The organism is Chengkuizengella sp. SCS-71B, from assembly GCF_040100845.1.
Taxonomy (GTDB): domain Bacteria; phylum Bacillota; class Bacilli; order Paenibacillales; family KCTC-33759; genus Chengkuizengella.
In genome coordinates, this window is sequence record NZ_JAZHSH010000003.1 from 1 (window position 1) to 17,387 (window position 17,387).

At 34.1% G+C, this 17,387-nt stretch carries 15 protein-coding genes; 4 read left to right on the forward strand and 11 right to left on the reverse strand.

Going from position 1 to position 17,387, the window contains the following annotated elements; translation table 11 throughout:
* Positions 1 to 45 precede the first annotated feature (45 nt).
* The 8 genes from VQL36_RS20895 to VQL36_RS20930 form a co-directional block, all read right to left on the reverse strand.
* The gene (locus VQL36_RS20895; protein ID WP_349251271.1) at positions 46 to 1,980 is read right to left on the reverse strand and encodes a DEAD/DEAH box helicase; all 1,935 of its coding nucleotides are present in this window, start codon (positions 1,978 to 1,980) and stop codon (positions 46 to 48) included.
* Positions 1,981 to 2,085: 105 nt separating this feature from the next.
* Complete coding sequence (locus tag VQL36_RS20900) at positions 2,086 to 2,490, reverse strand: hypothetical protein (RefSeq protein ID WP_349251272.1); 405 nt, start codon at positions 2,488 to 2,490, stop codon at positions 2,086 to 2,088.
* Between the two features lie 121 nt (positions 2,491 to 2,611).
* Positions 2,612 to 3,328 carry a response regulator transcription factor gene (locus VQL36_RS20905; RefSeq protein WP_349251273.1) on the reverse strand — a complete coding sequence of 239 codons (717 nt, stop codon included), beginning with the start codon at positions 3,326 to 3,328 and terminating at the stop codon, positions 2,612 to 2,614.
* Positions 3,329 to 3,334: 6 nt separating this feature from the next.
* Positions 3,335 to 4,492, reverse strand: a complete 1,158-nt coding sequence (locus VQL36_RS20910; RefSeq protein ID WP_413789586.1) for a sensor histidine kinase — start codon at positions 4,490 to 4,492, stop codon at positions 3,335 to 3,337.
* Between the two features lie 212 nt (positions 4,493 to 4,704).
* Positions 4,705 to 7,365, reverse strand: a complete 2,661-nt coding sequence (locus tag VQL36_RS20915) for a stalk domain-containing protein (RefSeq protein ID WP_349251274.1) — start codon at positions 7,363 to 7,365, stop codon at positions 4,705 to 4,707.
* Between the two features lie 307 nt (positions 7,366 to 7,672).
* Positions 7,673 to 8,875 (reverse strand): methionine adenosyltransferase, encoded by a 1,203-nt coding sequence (metK, locus tag VQL36_RS20920; protein WP_349251300.1) that lies wholly within the window; start codon positions 8,873 to 8,875, stop codon positions 7,673 to 7,675.
* A gap of 218 nt (positions 8,876 to 9,093) precedes the next feature.
* Positions 9,094 to 9,360, reverse strand: coding sequence for an alpha/beta-type small acid-soluble spore protein (locus VQL36_RS20925; RefSeq protein ID WP_349251275.1), 267 nt, complete (start codon positions 9,358 to 9,360; stop codon positions 9,094 to 9,096).
* Between the two features lie 161 nt (positions 9,361 to 9,521).
* Positions 9,522 to 10,100, reverse strand: coding sequence for a GNAT family protein (locus VQL36_RS20930; RefSeq protein ID WP_349251276.1), 579 nt, complete (start codon positions 10,098 to 10,100; stop codon positions 9,522 to 9,524).
* 176 nt (positions 10,101 to 10,276) lie between these two features.
* Between VQL36_RS20930 and VQL36_RS20935 the strand changes: the two genes are divergently transcribed.
* Positions 10,277 to 11,767 carry a PLP-dependent aminotransferase family protein gene (locus VQL36_RS20935; RefSeq protein ID WP_349251277.1) on the forward strand — a complete coding sequence of 497 codons (1,491 nt, stop codon included), beginning with the start codon at positions 10,277 to 10,279 and terminating at the stop codon, positions 11,765 to 11,767.
* Between the two features lie 21 nt (positions 11,768 to 11,788).
* Positions 11,789 to 12,532, forward strand: coding sequence for a L,D-transpeptidase family protein (locus VQL36_RS20940; RefSeq protein WP_349251278.1), 744 nt, complete (start codon positions 11,789 to 11,791; stop codon positions 12,530 to 12,532).
* An 85-nt stretch (positions 12,533 to 12,617) separates the two neighbouring features.
* Here the strand turns inward: VQL36_RS20940 and VQL36_RS20945 are convergent, their stop codons facing one another.
* The 3 genes from VQL36_RS20945 to VQL36_RS20955 all read right to left on the reverse strand — a co-directional run bounded on the left by VQL36_RS20945 (position 12,618) and on the right by VQL36_RS20955 (position 15,314).
* A complete protein-coding gene (locus VQL36_RS20945) occupies positions 12,618 to 13,403 on the reverse strand; it encodes an MBL fold metallo-hydrolase (RefSeq protein WP_349251279.1) in 786 nt (261 codons plus the stop codon).
* A 31-nt stretch (positions 13,404 to 13,434) separates the two neighbouring features.
* On the reverse strand, positions 13,435 to 14,274 hold the full coding sequence (locus tag VQL36_RS20950; protein WP_349251280.1) for a DUF2785 domain-containing protein: 840 nt from the start codon (positions 14,272 to 14,274) through the stop codon (positions 13,435 to 13,437).
* A gap of 95 nt (positions 14,275 to 14,369) precedes the next feature.
* Positions 14,370 to 15,314: a YafY family protein gene (locus VQL36_RS20955; protein WP_349251281.1), complete on the reverse strand. Its 945-nt coding sequence runs from the start codon at positions 15,312 to 15,314 to the stop codon at positions 14,370 to 14,372.
* Between the two features lie 183 nt (positions 15,315 to 15,497).
* On the opposite strand from VQL36_RS20955, the gene VQL36_RS20960 reads away from it, so the two are divergent.
* Together VQL36_RS20960 and VQL36_RS20965 are read left to right on the forward strand one after the other, a co-directional pair.
* Positions 15,498 to 16,319: an MBL fold metallo-hydrolase gene (locus VQL36_RS20960; RefSeq protein WP_349251282.1), complete on the forward strand. Its 822-nt coding sequence runs from the start codon at positions 15,498 to 15,500 to the stop codon at positions 16,317 to 16,319.
* 151 nt (positions 16,320 to 16,470) lie between these two features.
* The gene (locus tag VQL36_RS20965) at positions 16,471 to 17,298 is read left to right on the forward strand and encodes a sulfurtransferase (RefSeq protein ID WP_349251283.1); all 828 of its coding nucleotides are present in this window, start codon (positions 16,471 to 16,473) and stop codon (positions 17,296 to 17,298) included.
* Positions 17,299 to 17,387 lie beyond the last annotated feature (89 nt).

The following is a 17,387-nucleotide window of genomic DNA, read 5'->3' on the forward strand; positions in this document are numbered from 1 at the left end:
AGATAAAGAGTTTTATAGACTTTCATAATTGTTATTTAACTGTTATTACCCTCTATCTTTTTTAGAGTTTTCTACCTTCAGATAGCCTTTTTGCTTAGCTAATGTATTCATTTGTTTAATTTGTTTCATCGCTGTTACCTGACTTTTCGTTTTCTCGTTTGAGAAAAAGTACACTTTACCATCTGGATATTGCGCTGATCTTCCAGCTCGTCCTGCCATTTGTACTAAAGCTGCTTCATCAAACATGCTGGAGTCTGCATCAATGATATAAACATCAGAATTAGGTACAGTGACTCCTCTTTCTAAGATCGTAGTTGTCACTAATATTTGAATTTCTCTATTTCGAAAGGCTTGTACTTTCAACTCTCGTTGTTTATCGATTGATGAAACACCTTGCACATTTACTTCTTTGCATCTCGTTCTTAAATACCCGACAAATGGTTCGATATACTTTATTTTCGGAAGAAATATGAAACAAATCGCTCCCTTATGTATCGTGTCTCTGATACGTTGCAATAAAGCTTTCTCTATTCGGAATTTATTTAAGAACCCTTTTAGTGATGTGAATTCAATTTGATCATTAGAGCAAATGTGTTGTAAGGAAGGGAAAGATACTCTTTGTGGCATAGGCAATGGATGTCGATGATATCTAACTGGTACTTTCACATGTGGAAGTTGACCTTGTTTGATTGATCTGACCATCTTCATAGGAGGTGTTGCTGATAACATGATGTATTTCCCATGTGGTTTAAGTGCTTTCCTTGCAGCATACTGTAACATAACATTGTTATGAAAAGGAAAAGCATCCAATTCATCAATAATAATGCAGTCAAACTTTTGCCAGAAACGAAGCAACTGATGTGTTGTAGCAATAAATAATTGTCCTTCCTCCCATTTTTGCGAGCTTCCACCATACAGGGTTACGATTCGTAAGTGAGGAAAAGCTTTTTGTAAACGTGGCTGCAACTCAAGAACCACATCTTTCCTGGGAGTGGCTAACACCACTTGATAACCTTTATTTATTTCCTGTTGGATTAAAGGAAAAATCATCTCCGTTTTCCCTGCACCAGTAACAGCCCATATTAAAAAGCAGGAAGGTTCTTTTGTCGAAACATTATGTTTGGTTTCTTTTAAAAATAAAGATGCAGTACTTACTGCTTCAATTTGTGGTTGACTTAAGTTCCAATGTTTCAAATCGCTTGAAGGGTGAGTATCATTCTCATTCTCTAAAAATTGTGATTTCATGTGGGAAGAAGATTTCCCCCTAATTAGAGGTGTACAATACCTGCTTTTCCCCATTGTAATGCAATGCTCACAATACAAACACTTTTCTTCACAAAATAAACATAATGTTTCATACATGTTCTCTCTACCACTACCACAACGATGACAAGTTATTTCTATCTGTTTTTGCAACCAAGGATATGATTTATTCTTGTCCATCGTTACTCCACTATGAATTTCAATTTGTTCAGTTAAGTATAAGTGTTGGATGATCGCTGTCCAATGACCTTCAAATGTGTAACCTAACCTTTTTAATATATGAATAAATTCAGCTTGTAATAGTTCTCGCCCCTGTATGGCTTGTATAATTTTCCTTTCCATATTCGAATTAATGTTAAAATCAACGTGATTCTTATATTGAACTGCTTGGACAAATTGGAAAGATAGCTGTTTCTGTAATTTTTCACTTAAGTTCACATATTCTTGATGAAGCATAAAACGAATCCATTTTTGGGTCAGTTGTTTGTTATCTTGATTCAAATATTTCAGCAGATCAAATGAATGAAATATTTTGCAATACACCAAGGCTATACCTAACGGTAATTTTGGCTTAAGAACAACGATATACGGGTGGTTTCTTTGTCTGAACCAATACTGAGCATCTACCTGCATCTCAAATGATACATACCATTTCCAACAATTTCGTATACCATCTCGATTCATTGAATGATTTACAGCATATAAATGAACTTTCATAATTTCCTCCATCTCCTGTCAGAAAAAAACACCCAATCAGCTTATTGCTGATCGGGTGTTCTTCACTCCGAAAGATTTTATTTTTTTATTTATTAATGCAGCGCATTAAAGTAATGGGATGTTTTGTAAACGTTGATCCTTTGTTAAATCTATAACGGTTACATTCTCATCAACCATTTTATTTTCTAAATTTAATTTTTCATTCATTGGAACACTTTTAATTTGCAAATCCTTATGCAAAATCATTCGATTTGTTATGGCAAGTGTATCATCTGTTGATCCTTTGTCCACAACGGTTATTTTTACCTCTTTGCCATGGAACCAAAAAAAGAAAAAGATGGAACGAAGAACCCATTCAATTAATTTTTCATTTTGATACGAGATGATGACATAGTGAATTGTAAGAAGTTCGATCTCTCCCTTTTTTTTAAGGTGAAAATAATGGGATACATGAACGATAAGTGCACATAAAACATAAACTCCTATGATCGTTAAGATTCCAGCTATCATCACATGTTCTACCTCCCTTATATGCCATCATATGCCATTAAGGATTGTAGAGTTCCGATTGGATATGCAAAAAGAGGTCTGAGGGAATAAAATAACCATAAAATAATTTTGAATCAATCTCTTAAAGTGTTACCCAACCTTTTTTAATTGAATTAATAACCGCTTGTGTGCGGTCTTCTACTTCTAATTTCTGTAATATGCTGCTCACATGATTTTTTACTGTTTTTTCACTAATAAATAATTGCTCGCCAATTGCTTTGTTATTTCTACCTTCTGCCATTAAACAAAGGACCTCCGCTTCACGTTTTGTCAGAGGATTTTCTAAATCATATATGTATCGTACATTTGAAGTTGTAGTCTGCTGCTCCTTTGGTTTAGCAATGCCTGTTTCATTTAAGTATGTCATTCTTCTTAAGTGGTTGATTAATTTACCAGATACTTTCGGATGTATATATGAGTACCCCTTAACTACAGAATTAACAGCATGGATTAGCTCATTTGATTCCATATCTTTCAATAAGTAACCGGATGCCCCTTTTTTAAGAGTCTCAAATACGTAACTCTCGTCATCATGAATGGATAAAATAACAATTTTTACAAAAGGAAAATGTTGAGTGACCTTCTCCGTTGTGATTACACCATTTTCATTTGGCATATTAATGTCTAATAAAAGAACATCGGGTTTAAACTTCTTACAGCTTCCTAACACTTCGCTGCCATCCCCACATTCTGCTATGACTTCCAACTGATCCTCCATTTCTAGTATTCTTTTTAACCCTTCCCTAAAAAGAGCGTGGTCATCTGCAATGATCACTCTTACTTTATGATCATTATTCATACTATCTCACTCCTGTTCTTCACTCTCATTGACAGGCACCTTCATCGTAATTCGGGTACCTCTTTTTGATGCAGAACGGATTTCGAACTCACCATCAAGAAGTTCTACCCGCTCGCGCATACCAATAATGCCATAATGACTACCACCAAGAATTTTTAGTTCCATTTGCTCTACATCAAATCCTAGACCATCATCTTCTAAAGATATTGAGATCATATCACCTTCAAAGGAAATATCTAATTTAATTTGGGAGGCTTCTGCATGTTTATACGTATTCGAACAAAACTCCTGCACAAACCGGTAGATCGCTACTTCCATTGCTGATGATAAACGGATTTCATGCCCTTGAATATCGATTGAGGTATTTATCACATATTTTTCCTCAAAATCATGTAAGTACTTTCTCAATGCTGGAACTAGCCCTAAATCATCCAAAGCCATCGGTCGCAGATTAAAAATAATCTTCCTTACTTCTTCTAACCCAGATCTCATTTGATTTTTAAAATCAATAAACTCATCCATTAACGTATCATACTTCTGTTTACTTAACATACGTTCGACGATTTCAGTTCTTAATACTAAATTCGCCATAGATTGAGCAATTCCATCATGAATTTCCCGGGAAATTCGCTTTCTTTCCTCCTCTAGCGCTAAAATAATTTTCAACCCGACGAGTTGTTTGTTTTTAGCCGTTTCTAGAATGCGTGAAACTTTATTCAAATCGCCTTTCAAATAATCAACCACAACATTCATTTGAGAAACAACATTTTCTGCACGATGAATTGTACCTTCGATATTTTTAATTCTTTGGTGCAATTCATCTCTTCGATCCTTTAGATTTTTCTCTTTCTCTCGGTAAACAATTAACTCAATTTGAAAACTATTTGCTGTTTCATAGGCTTTTCGAATATCATTTTCTCCATATTGATGCAAGTCTCGGCTTACTTCCGAGAGTCGATTTCTAGCATCTCTAAATTTTAATTCAAAATCATCAACAATGGTTATTACTTTGTCGATTTCTCCCATGACTTTAAGTAGCTCTTCGTTTAAAACTTCTAACTCAGAGCGAGCGCTTTCAGAGATTTCATATATTTGATACTTGCTATCATCCATGACTTCCATTGTTTTTGTTATGACTTTATCGATAGCATCCAAGTTCGCCACTATATCCTACTCCCGTCTGTTATTTCAAGCCAAAATTATGTATGTAGATTCTCTATAGAGAAAACAAGGTATTCTATAATTTACTAAAATACCTATAAATAGTAGCCTTTCATGTCGTTTGGACGCCATAAAAGTCTACTATTGTCGAAATATCTGCCTATATCTTTATACTACCATAATTAAGCAAGAATGAAAGTAAATTGAGCCAATATTTATTCCATCGTAATTTTATTTGTTGATGAATCCCAGCCTACTTTCCAACCAAAAAATTCTGAAACAAATCGCAATGGAACCATCGTACGATTATTAATAGCAGTAGGTGGAACATCTGAGGTCACTTTATTCCCATTTAGGTTAATAGCTGGATCGTTAATCCATAATTCTATTAGTTGATCCTCTTTTATTAAAATCACTTTTTTATTTACGGAATCCCATCTAACTTGTCCACCTAAAGCATCTACAATAAAACGAAGTGGAACCATCGTTCTACCAGTCATCACAACAGGAGCTTGATCCAACTGCTGAGAGATACCGTCAACTGTAAGTACTTTGGCATTTAAAGTCATCTCGACCTTTGGTTTAATAATCGGTGGAATTTCACCTCTATACATAAAGAAAATGTTATCAAACGCAACAGATCCAATGACTTCCCTATCATCCTGACCAACATCTGGACTTACAATATATAATCTTTTCATTTTTATAGGATACGCTAAATTATAATCTGCTAGATTAACGTTAACTGTTTCCCAGCCTTCCCAGTTCACATTTTTAGAGATATCTATTTTTTGAACGTCACCATTTCCATCAATGACTTCAGCTCTAACCCAGTTATAGCTATTATCTCCAAACAAATCTATCTTCAAGAATTGAGGTTCTCCATCTACATCTATTCCCTCATCGTTGTTAAAGACAGCATAAGCAGCTTTGTTTACAGTTTCACCTTGAGAAAAATCATAATCTAATCTAAGACTTTGATTGTTGGCAGCTTCACGTTGGAAGGATAAATCCCCACTCACAAAAGAAGGATAAACGGTGAAGGATACTGGAACTTCTCCATGATTAAAATCTTCCCACTCTCTTAACATTCCTGCAGATAATGTTAACATTGAACTATAACCATCATATTTAGCAATGATTTTACCAATTCCTTGATTTCCAAGTCGCTCTACAGTTAATGTATCTCCATTCATGCTTCCTGAAAATCCGATAAATTCCCAATCTATTAATTCAGCAGGAACCGTACGTTTGACTCCAGATTCCGTTTTCACAAACACAGGCAATTTATATGTTCCACCTTCAACGAGCATATTAGAATTAGAGGCATAGAATCCCATGATGGACAAATTGTCCCTTCCTATAATTTCAATTTCCAAACTTTCATTGATATCATTTGAGGTAGCCGTAATTTGAGTTGTGCCAGATTGATTTGGTGTAAATACGTTTCCTTCAAATTTCCCAATTGGATTTGAAATCAGCCAATTCACATTCAATTGACTTACATCTAATGGATTATAATATTCATCATATGCCTTCATTTGATAGGTTGTTTGTTCATTTTTGAAAAGCGTTGTTTGTCCATCTAAGAACATTCCCTTTAATTTACCTTCTGGTGCTGTTGAATATACACCTATTCCATTTACAACCTTCCTTTCACTTCCATACTCAGGTTGGTTGCTAAGTTGAACATCAAATTCAGCCAAAGGACGTGAAACAAGTTGAGTTGAACCTCCACCATCAAGGTTAATACCATTCCAAATACCAAGCTGTAACATTAATTCTTGTAATTCGCTCAATCTTAAACCATCACTTTCACCATAGTGATCTGCTGTCACAATATAAACATATCTTTCATCTTTAGAATAACCAATTGCCGTCCTAGAGCGATTCCCTAATAAACTAGATATATCCCTAGAAAAATCAGCGGCTTTCCCATCTTGTATTAATACGGTATGGCCACCAATCAGCATCTTAAAATCGTTTTCTTTTATATTCTGACCGTCATCACTTAGCGAAAGAAGTTCATAATCAGTGTCAATCTCGTCGCCTACTTGCATGTTTGATGTCACAAACTTTGCTGCCTTACCATGAGCTCTTAAAATATATCCGTCCTTCGGAGGAGTCATCGGTAGAAATTTACCTTCAGAGATCTCTTGAATCACACCGTCTATAACTAAGACTTCTGTAGGTGTCGTTGCACCATCTGCAGCTCTTCGCTCACTTCCCCAAGCGTCCGTGTATATGTATAAAGAATCTGCATGACTATGTAAATGGCCTGGTTCCAACCATGCATACGTCTTGTTCATTCCCCTAAGTGGGTAACTCTCCCCATTTTCAGCTGTCACTAATCCCTCAAAAGCAAAGAGTCCAATGACTGGTTTATTGGCTTCCGTAATTCCAAACGTATACATACCCGTTAATTCACTTGGAGATGCCATAATTTCTCCATCAGATATGGTCGGTCCAAGCGGTACACCTTCTGAATTCATTGCATAATAATCACCATTCACTCCTGCAACTGCATCAGTATATTTCACCATATTTTTAACGGTTGATCTTTCTGTAAACTGTCCTTGAGCACCTGTCATTACGTCTAATTTGACATAGGGATTATTCAAATCTAACTTTATAACACCTACCTTTGTATTGATATACTCTCCATCTCTTTGCATAGTGAAAGTATAATTTTGCAACTTAGCTCCTGAGGTAATAACCTCTTCACTCAATAACTTTGCTGATGCTGCCTGTACTTGTGATATATTCAATCCTGGTATAGGCGAAAATAATAGCTGAGCACTTAAAAAACCACTTACTACAATAGGAACTACCTTTCTACTGAAAAATCTGCCAATTCTTCTATGTTTGTATTCCATATTCTCTCTCCTAGTTGATTAATAGTCATGATAATAGAAACCTTGAACAAACTTTATATATTTAATAGATTCTATTTTCCTCTATTAATTAGACTACAAAAGGTGACAAAAAGTTACGGTTTTTTTGTGAGAATATATGAAAAAGTTGAGAAACTAGAAAATATTTGTAATATGAGGTAAGTATAGTTCTTTTCATTCATTAAAAGGTACAAAAAAAGCACTGATAATTTACTCATCAATGCTTTATAATATAGAAACCCTTAATAGATTTCACCTGTTTATTGCTTTTTGTCTATTTTTTTATCATTTATTGAAGTTCTTTTTTTAGTAATTCTATTTTATCTGTACGCTCCCAAGGTAAATCAACATCAGAACGTCCAAAGTGACCGTATGCTGCTGTTTGTTGATAAATCGGTTGGCGTAATTCTAACATCTTAATAATTCCAGCAGGACGCAAATCAAACACATTGCGTATCGCTTCTACAAGTTTTTCTTCACTAACTATACCTGTGCCAAACGTATCTACGCTAATGGATACCGGCTGAGCAACACCAATGGCATATGCAACCTGTACTTCACATTTTGTAGCTAAACCTGCTGCTACAATATTTTTTGCCACATATCTCGCTGCATATGCACCAGAGCGATCCACTTTTGTTGCATCTTTACCAGAAAATGCTCCGCCCCCATGACGTGCATATCCTCCGTAAGTATCAACAATGATCTTACGTCCTGTTAACCCAGCATCACCTTGTGGACCTCCTACAACAAAACTACCAGTAGGATTAATAAAATATTTTGTATCCTCGTCTAATAATGAATCGGGAACAACAGGTTTGATCACATGTTCTAAAACATCTTTTTTAATTTGCTCTAAGCTTATATTTTCATGATGTTGTGTAGAAACAACGATGGTGTCAACTCTGATCGGTTTATCATTTTCATCATATTCAATCGTAACCTGTGTCTTACCATCAGGGCGAAGATAATCTACAATACCTTCTTTTCTTGCTTCTGTTAAACGACGAGCTAATTTATGAGATAATGAAATGGGCAAAGGCATTAATTCAGGTGTTTCATTCACTGCGAATCCAAACATCAAACCTTGATCTCCCGCACCAATACTTTCAATCTCACTATCACTCATTTGTCCTTCTCTTGCTTCAAGTGCTGTATCTACTGCACGTGCAATTTCAGGTGATTGCTCATCGATGGATGATAATACAGCACACGTTCTGTAATCTAAACCATATCTTGCATCAACATAGCCAATATTTTTAATGGTGTCACGTACAAGACCAGGAATATCAATGTATGTAGCAAAATCACTACTAATTTCCCCAGCAACTAATACTAAGCCAGTTGTAGTGGACACCTCACAAGCTACACGAGCATTTGGATCTTGTTTCATAAAAGCATCTAATACGGAATCAGAAATTTGATCACATAATTTATCAGGATGTCCTTCCGTTACAGACTCTGATGTAAATAAACGACGACTTTTTTGCATAGTCAACTCATTCAACCTCCTACTAACTAAATAAACTTAAGATTTATATACACACAAATACTCATATACAAAAAACGAACCTTTTCCCTAAGGAAAAGGTTGGTATTATTACTGAACCTTCAAAGTATTATATTACTTGAATTAATTATGAGTGTCAAACCTGATTCAAACGGTTTTAAAAAAATTTTTATTTAAAAAATATTTCCAATTAAGTGAAGCTAAGAATTTAATAATACCTGCTCTGCTTGTTGAATTAATCTTGCTGTAATGGCTCCGCCAACAGCACCTGTTTCTCTAGCAGAGATATGTCCCCAGTAATCTTCTTTTAAAGCTTGTTTTGGAACAGTACCTAACTCCGATGCAAATTCACTGTGATAGTCAACTGCTGCTTGCTGTCCCAGCGATAATCCAAGCTCTGATGCAAATTCATATTTCCATTGATTGATCGCTTGCTCACATCCAGGTACAACTTTTTTGTTAGCCATCCTATTCACCTCCTATCCGTTATACATGTAGTATCACCGATAGGAATAGGCACAACACTCATAAGATGTTGTCATTATGGGAAGATATAAGGTAAACATCAAAATTATGTTATTAATGATGTATAGATTTGGATATTAAAAGAGGATTTTTTGAATCAATCTTATAACATGGATTTTAATCTTTTTTTGACATCCACCCATTCCTCATCAAGAATACTGTAATAAACCGTATTTCGAATAAAACCATCAGGAAGAATTCGTTCTTTTCGAAAAACCCCTTCTCTTTGAGCTCCAATTCGTTCAATCGCTTGTAATGATCTAGTATTTCTCTCATCTGCCTTTAATTGCACCCGAGTAAGTTTTAGATGTTCGAAGCAATATTTTAACAATAAATATTTACATTCAGAATTCACGTTTGTTCTCCAAACCTTAGGGTTTAGCCATGTCCAACCTATTTCTAAATGACGATTTTTCAAATCAATATCGGTGAAACGTGTACTACCTACAATTTCATTAATTTGAAGATCCATGATAATAAATGGTAACGATGTACCTTTTTTCTTATCAGATAGAGCTTCCTTTACTAACACCTTCATATCATTAATATTAAAAACCCTTCTAGGCATATAATCCCAAATCTCTTCTTGCTGACCTGCTTTAAATAGTGCATGAATATGTTCTTCGGTCATTGGAATGATCTTCACTCTTTCCCCCAAGAACTCATAATCCTGAAGTTCCATCAACATTCTCTCCTTACCTATATTTCTTGTGAAAGTTTCTATGAGTTTAATCCAAAAATTGATCAGATAAAAGTTCCAATTTATAATGATTTTTATAGACCAATTTTATAAATATAATCTTTTTAAAGAAAATCTTAAGGCTGATTGTTACTACTTAGGAAGGTGTGATTTATTTCATGGATTTTCATATTCCCTTAAATAGTTACTTGCAAAAATACCGTTATAAATATGCTGCACTATACCATGCGATACATGACGAAATCATCAATGGCAAACTAAAAAAAGGGATCAAACTTCCCTCAACCCGTGAACTTGCTATGAGTTATGAAATATCAAGAGGTATCGTGAATCAAGTATATGAAAAGTTAACGGCAGAAGGATATTTGTCATCAGAGATTGGCAAAGGAACCTTTATTATTTATGAAGGAAAGCCACTCGAAGAAAAAAAGCAAAAACATACATATAAAATACGACTATCTGATTGGGCTCAACGACTATCCACTCTTAATAATCAATCATTTCCCTTAACATCTGCACATCATAATGAAAAAAAATGTATTCATTTTAAAGTAGGCTCACCTGATCTAAGTTCTTTCCCATTTGAGACTTGGAATCGGTGTTTATATGCACAAATACGTGAAACAACTATTCCATCAATACATGATACTAACCTTACTGAGGGGTATTTGCCATTAAGAGAGGCTATTTCTAATCATTTATTAAAAACTCGAGGTATACAATCAACACCTGATGAAGTCGTCATCGTTAATGGATCTATGCAAGCCATTGCTATTTGCTCCCAGTTACTGATCAATCCTGAAGATAAAGTGATTGTTGAAAATCCTTGTTACAAAGGAATTCACAGAGCCATTCAAGCAGCAGGAGGAGTCACTGCACCAATGGATGTTGAAGAAGATGGAATTCAGTTGCAAATGGAAAATTGGAAGGCCAAGCTTGCCTTTGTTACACCTAGTCGCCAATACCCAACTGGAGTTGTATTAAATTTATCTAAGAGGCAAAAAATATTGGAGTGGGCACACAATAATAATGCCTTAATTATTGAGGATGATTATGATAGTGAATTTCGATTTAGAGGAAGACCTATAGAACCTTTAAAAGTGTTAGATCATCAAGATCGAGTCATCTATATTGGTACTTTTTCTAAAACGATGAAAACGGAATTGCGCGTTGGTTATGTCGTGTTGCCCAAGCAGCTTGTTCAGCCATTTCATCAAGCAAAACAATTATACGAGCCGCATGCAACAGGTATTTTGGAACAACGTGCTCTAACTTCATTCATAAATCAAGGTCTTTATGAACGTCATTTAAGAAAAATGACAAGAATATATCAAAGTAAACACGAGATGTGTTTAAACATGTTAATAATTAAATTATCACACTTATTTTTAATTTATGAATCGGATGCAGGATTACATATATATGGAAAATGGTTGTTAAGTGGTGTAAAATATGAGTTTTTAAAACAAAAATGTGGAGAAAAAGGAGTATTCTGGACTGATTCAACAAATATGAGGTTAGAAAGTCATTCAAATAAACAACACACTGCATGTTTTGGATTTTCTCATTTATCATTGGAGGATATTAGAACAGGAATCAATCTAATTGCAAGCATTGGGGAAAAACTCGAATTCATTCATCACGCATAACTTAACATCTGATAGGGTAAATTGAAGATAAGTGATTTTGGCAATGCAAAGAAGGGTATTAATGCCAGGGGGGAGAGTGAAATTCTGTACCTTTTCACTTCTAAAAGAAGGATAATAAAAAGATTAATTATCCTTTTCTTACTATTACTTAACTTTAACTCAAATGGAATTATTGCAGAGGAAAATAATGATGATATCAAGATATACATAAATTTATGGAAAAATGAGCTTTTAGTATATCATGGAAATGAAGTTGTACAAAAATTCCCAGTCTCTCCTGGACGAAGTGGGTATCCATCACCTGTAGGAACGTTTAAAGTAGCTGAAAAAGCGACAAACTGGGGCGGTGGCTTTGGTACGAGATGGCTTGGGTTAGATGTGCCTTGGGGGAAATATGGTATTCACGGAACAAATAAACCTTGGTTAATTGGCACTTCAGTAAGCAGCGGTTGTATACGAATGAGAAACGTAGATGTGGAGAAATTATATAAAATGATTCCAGTTGGGACAAAAGTGGAAATTGATGGTCCTATAGACGGCATTGATAAAAGAGAGTTCAAAAAACTAGCTAAAGGAAATTCAGGAAATTTAGTGATATTATTACAGCAAAACCTGAAGTCACATGGATACTATAAGGGGAAAGTAACTGGTATCTTTGATGGAGAAACTGAAGATGCGGTAAAAAAACTGCAAAAAGATTATGGTTTAATTGAATCTGGGGTGACATCGAAAAGGGAATACAGACGGCTAGGTATGATTGAATGATAAATACAAATATTAGTGCTACAAAGAAAAATCGCAAACCAACTTAAAGGTTGGATGCGATTTTTTTAACTTTAGCTTTTCCTTTTCACTTTTTTAACTCATGAAATAAATCATACACATGTTTGTACCACTTTGAGTGAAATTGAATATGAAAGTTGTTAGAGGCTAGATCAGATATCAGTTCTTCAAAGGTTAACTCTCTCTTTGAAGTCATCACAGTCTCCATATACTTTATTCGTGCGTCTACTTCTCCATTTTCAATAATATTTTTACATTGATCTTCATTACTATGGGAAGATATGATCTTATATGAACTATTATTTTTCAATTGTTGTAATGACTTGATGTGTGATGAAAAGCTATAGTAAGGTAAAGGCAAATGTGGAATGCCTTGATGAGAATGCATGATGTTATCTGCAACATGAATGTATTCATCATTGATTATGGTACTAATACTGCATTTAGAGTGTCCTGGTGAATTTATAAACTTCAATTCAAAGTTACCATGTTTTATTGATTCGACTTCCTCTATAAATAAATCAGGGAAGTATTTTTCATCATTTATTGAATCTTTCAAATAATATTGATCTATTGCATGTGTATATTGCTTACTCCCAATAATTTCAACATCTTTCAACAGTTTCAATCCTTCAAAATGATCATTATGGTAATGGGATAGTACAACCCTCTTTATTTCTATTTCTTTTTCATTTAAAAATTCAAGTAACCTTTTCATATCTTCTTTATATCCTGTGTCAATGATCAAAGCATCTTGACCATCTAATAGTAAATATAAATAATTACAAATTTGTTTTTCTTTATAAATGAATTTATACTCCATAAAATTCGATGTAACCTGTCTTATTTCCATTGCACACCTCTATTAATCATTTTTAATAAGTCTATTCAAATTTATTTACACTCTCTAGCACTTCTTCAATGGCATTTAATATTTTTTCATTAGGTTGATTTTTCTTAAGTCTAAAGTAAAAACTTCTCATAAAGTTCTTAATATTAACTTCGAGACAATCGTCTACATGGTAAATGTTTGTTTTTTCAAATTTTTCAAAATTTTTGACCCAAATAACAAGTTCACCTTCACTAAGGATATTTCTTTTCACAATGTTTATAACCGCTGTTACCAACCGTTCATCCTCTTCATTAATATAGGTGTAATCGTTGATACACACTTTCTCCTTGATGACTTCCAAAATTTCCATCAATTCGGATTGTTTCAATGAACTACTTATAGCTAGTTCATCTAATGCATCCGCAGCATGTGCTGTTGAATGAGCCCATCCTTTCTCTTCTACGTACCCTCTTACATCTTGCTCTAATCTAACATAACGAATAACTTCTTCATGTATTTTAAGTACCTCTTCTTCTGTCAACAACTTTTCACCATTTTGGTTATGAAACCAAATCACTGCTGCAACGATTAAAATCGAAAACGCTCGATTAAAAACAGAATCATCCTCTTTTACTCCAACATTGTAAAACAAATGTTTTTCACTTAAAGATAACGCCAATATTTCTTTCATTTGATCTTCAGTTAAAGTTTTCTTATTAATCATCGTCCAAAGACCAGAATAAATAAGGTGATCCCTCAGCTCTGGATCAGTTGAACCGATATTTTCCAACATATCCAATGATAACTGAAAATGGTTCATGCCATCTGGAATTTTCCACTCATTATTTTTAATTTCCATTAGTAATTCTTTTAACTGACTTACCTTTTTCATATCTCCGTGTCTCCTTGTTATCTATTGCTTTTTCTTTTTATATATTTAACCTTTTCACAAATTGATCATAACAAAACAACTCTGACATATACCTGTCAGAGTTGTTCATATTTATTTAATATTTTTTTACACGCCTGTTTAAGTTGATCTATAAGTTCCGGTGGTTCAATAATCGTTACTTCTTCAGCATTAATAATGGATAATTTAAGGACGTCTTCCAAATAAGTAGAAAATTTTAAACGTACTTTGTCCACACCCTCTTCTTTTATAGCATGTTTAAATATGTAGTCTTGTTTCACAGTCTCATATAAATACAAATTCATCTCTAATGTAACGTCTATACACTCTCTATTATTAGCTTTATTTTCAAAATAATCATGGATTTCCTTTGGTGGGTATGTATTTTCAGTAATGTCCATTTGGTGGATTCTATCCAATCTAAAACACCGCTCCTCTTTTCTAACATGACAATAGCCCTTTAGATACCAACCTCCGTCATCAAAAAATAAAAGATATGGGGTAATTTCTCTTTCCATGAATTCATCTTTTTTAGGCGTATAGTACTTGATTTGTAAATTCTTGTATTCAAAAAAACTCTCTAAAATTGATTGCATCATGTCCCCTCTATACGATTCTGGGGCAATTTTGTTTATAAAAAAAGTTATTCGATTTAATAACTGAAGGTATTTCCCCTTCTTGTGGTCATCTAATATATTTAAAAGTTTATATTTCAATGATTCGTAATCTTCTCGCATATTAGGAACATTAATCAATTCACCTAATCTTAAACTCATCAACAAATATAAAATTTCATTTTCACTAAACGCAACACTGGGTACAAAATAGTTATCATCTATTTCATAACCGCCACCAAACCCTTCTAGGGCAATAATAGGTATATTTAACTGACTTAACGCTTCAATGTCTCTATAAATTGTTCTTTCACTGACTTCAAACTTTTCTGCAATTTGTCCAGCTGTCAATTTTTTATGTTCTTTTAAAGCATAAATAATGCCAACTAATCGCTCCATTTTTTTCATTTAGAATGACTTCTCCTTATACTCTCCCGTTAACGAAGCTTTTTACTAATCTTCACTTCTTATCTTCCCTATCATATATCAAATGTAAAAGATCCTGAAGAAATTTGTTAAATTTAACTTCTTCCATTTTAGTTTGATATACTAAGTGCAAATGAACGTTAGAGGAGATCAGGGGGTAATCATATGATTCAATTTAAAACAGAACATGTCACCGTTTTTCAAAGCAGCTTGTATTGTACAACTTCCACAGTGATTCAGACAAAAGATCTACTATTTGTTGTTGACCCAACATGGTTACCACATGAAGTTGAAGAGATTAAAAGTTATGTATACTCTATTCAAAAAGATAGACCTATTTATTTGTTTTTCACCCATTCAGATTATGACCATATTCTTGGATACAATGCATTTCCAGATGCTATTTCAATCGGAAGTATCGAAATGGATCAAAGGGATGATAAAAATGATCAGGTTGACAAAATTAAAGATTTTGATAGTCAGTATTACTTACAACGTAATTTTAAAATTGAGTATCCTGAACTTAACGTCGTGGTAAAAAAAGACGGGCAGCAACTACAGGTAGGAGAAACAATTATAACTTTTTATAAAGCACCTGGGCATACGTTTGATGGATTGTTTGCTATCATTGAATCACTAGGTATTTTCATCTCTGGTGATTATTTATGTGATGTAGAATTTCCTTATATTTATGACAATAGTACTGCCTATGAACAAACGATGAAAAAGGCAAAAGAAATAATTAAGAACCATAATGTGACCTGTTTAATTCCTGGGCACGGACATACTACAACAGATATCTCTGAAATGAATCACCGTATTGAAACAGCAAGCACATACATACAAGAAACTAGAAAAGCGGTGTTAGAAGATAGAGAAATAGAAAGTTATGATTTAATTAAACATTACCCTTTTTATAGAACGATGAAAAATGAACACCAACGGAACTTTTTTCAAATTAAAAAAGAGCTTGAAAAAAACAAATAAATTAATTTAATCACATAATAAGACAACCCAAAAAAGTGAAGATGAGTATTTAGCTTGACAATAAAAAGGTATGTTACAATCAAACAAAGAATACATATATATCGTTTGTAAATCTGAAGCGATTTAGAAAAAGTTGAAAGGAGGAGAGAACTTGAATCATATTGTAGAAGCAAGTTGGTTAAGAGACAATCTTTCTAATGTACGTGTCATTGATTGCAGATTTGAATTAGGTAATCCCACTGCTGGACTTCTTAGTTATTTAGGAGATCATATCCCTGGGGCTTTATACTTTGATTTGAATCAGGATATGTCTGGGAAAGTGGAGGAACATGGTGGTAGACATCCACTGCCTAAAATCGATGAGTTTTGTGACAAACTATCTGCAGCAGGCATTGACCATAATACAACTGTTATTGCATACGACGATCAAGGTGGCGCGTTTGCCTCTCGATTTTGGTGGATGTTATCCTATCTCGGTCACAAAAAAGTAAGTGTGTTAAATGGTGGTTATTCTCTATGGAAGCAAAACGGTAATCCTGTTACATCAGAAATACCTATGATGCAAAAAAAGACATTCGTTCCTAACATATTAAGTGACCTGCTTGTATCCATGCAAGAAGTGAAGGAGCGTATTGGAGATGAAAATTCCACTATTATCGACTCAAGAGAACAAATTCGTTACGATGGAATAGAAGAACCTATCGATATCATTGGGGGACACATCCCATCAGCAATAAATGCTTTCTGGAAAGAAGGATTAAATGATCAAGGAACTTGGAAAAGTATAGATGAACAGCAACAGCGATTCAGCCAAATCGATAAACAAAAAGAAGTGATCGTTTATTGTGGCTCAGGTGTTACGGCTTGTCCAAATGTCCTTGCTTTAAAAGAAGTGGGTTTTAAAGATGTAAAGTTATACTTAGGTAGCTGGAGTGATTGGATTACTTATAACGACAATCCAGTCGGTACTAATGAATAATATTTAAGGATACCGAAGGGAACACCATATCCTATAACAAAGAAAGCGAAAGAAGCACAATACCCTGATTATGTGCTTCTTTATATTTA

Excerpts from the sequence above, each read along its gene's own strand:
- VQL36_RS20950 (WP_349251280.1), bottom strand. The coding sequence starts at position 14,274 with ATGAAAAAGGTAAGTCAGTTAAAAGAATTACTAATGGAAATTAAAAAT.
- VQL36_RS20925 (WP_349251275.1), bottom strand. The coding sequence starts at position 9,360 with ATGGCTAACAAAAAAGTTGTACCTGGATGTGAGCAAGCGATCAATCAA.
- VQL36_RS20960 (WP_349251282.1), top strand. The coding sequence starts at position 15,498 with ATGATTCAATTTAAAACAGAACATGTCACCGTTTTTCAAAGCAGCTTG.
- metK (WP_349251300.1), bottom strand. The coding sequence starts at position 8,875 with ATGCAAAAAAGTCGTCGTTTATTTACATCAGAGTCTGTAACGGAAGGA.
- VQL36_RS20900 (WP_349251272.1), bottom strand. The coding sequence starts at position 2,490 with ATGATAGCTGGAATCTTAACGATCATAGGAGTTTATGTTTTATGTGCA.
- VQL36_RS20930 (WP_349251276.1), bottom strand. The coding sequence starts at position 10,100 with ATGGAACTTCAGGATTATGAGTTCTTGGGGGAAAGAGTGAAGATCATT.
- VQL36_RS20935 (WP_349251277.1), top strand. The coding sequence starts at position 10,277 with ATGGATTTTCATATTCCCTTAAATAGTTACTTGCAAAAATACCGTTAT.
- VQL36_RS20945 (WP_349251279.1), bottom strand. The coding sequence starts at position 13,403 with ATGGAAATAAGACAGGTTACATCGAATTTTATGGAGTATAAATTCATT.
- VQL36_RS20915 (WP_349251274.1), bottom strand. The coding sequence starts at position 7,365 with ATGGAATACAAACATAGAAGAATTGGCAGATTTTTCAGTAGAAAGGTA.
- VQL36_RS20895 (WP_349251271.1), bottom strand. The coding sequence starts at position 1,980 with ATGAAAGTTCATTTATATGCTGTAAATCATTCAATGAATCGAGATGGT.
- VQL36_RS20905 (WP_349251273.1), bottom strand. The coding sequence starts at position 3,328 with ATGAATAATGATCATAAAGTAAGAGTGATCATTGCAGATGACCACGCT.
- VQL36_RS20955 (WP_349251281.1), bottom strand. The coding sequence starts at position 15,314 with ATGAAAAAAATGGAGCGATTAGTTGGCATTATTTATGCTTTAAAAGAA.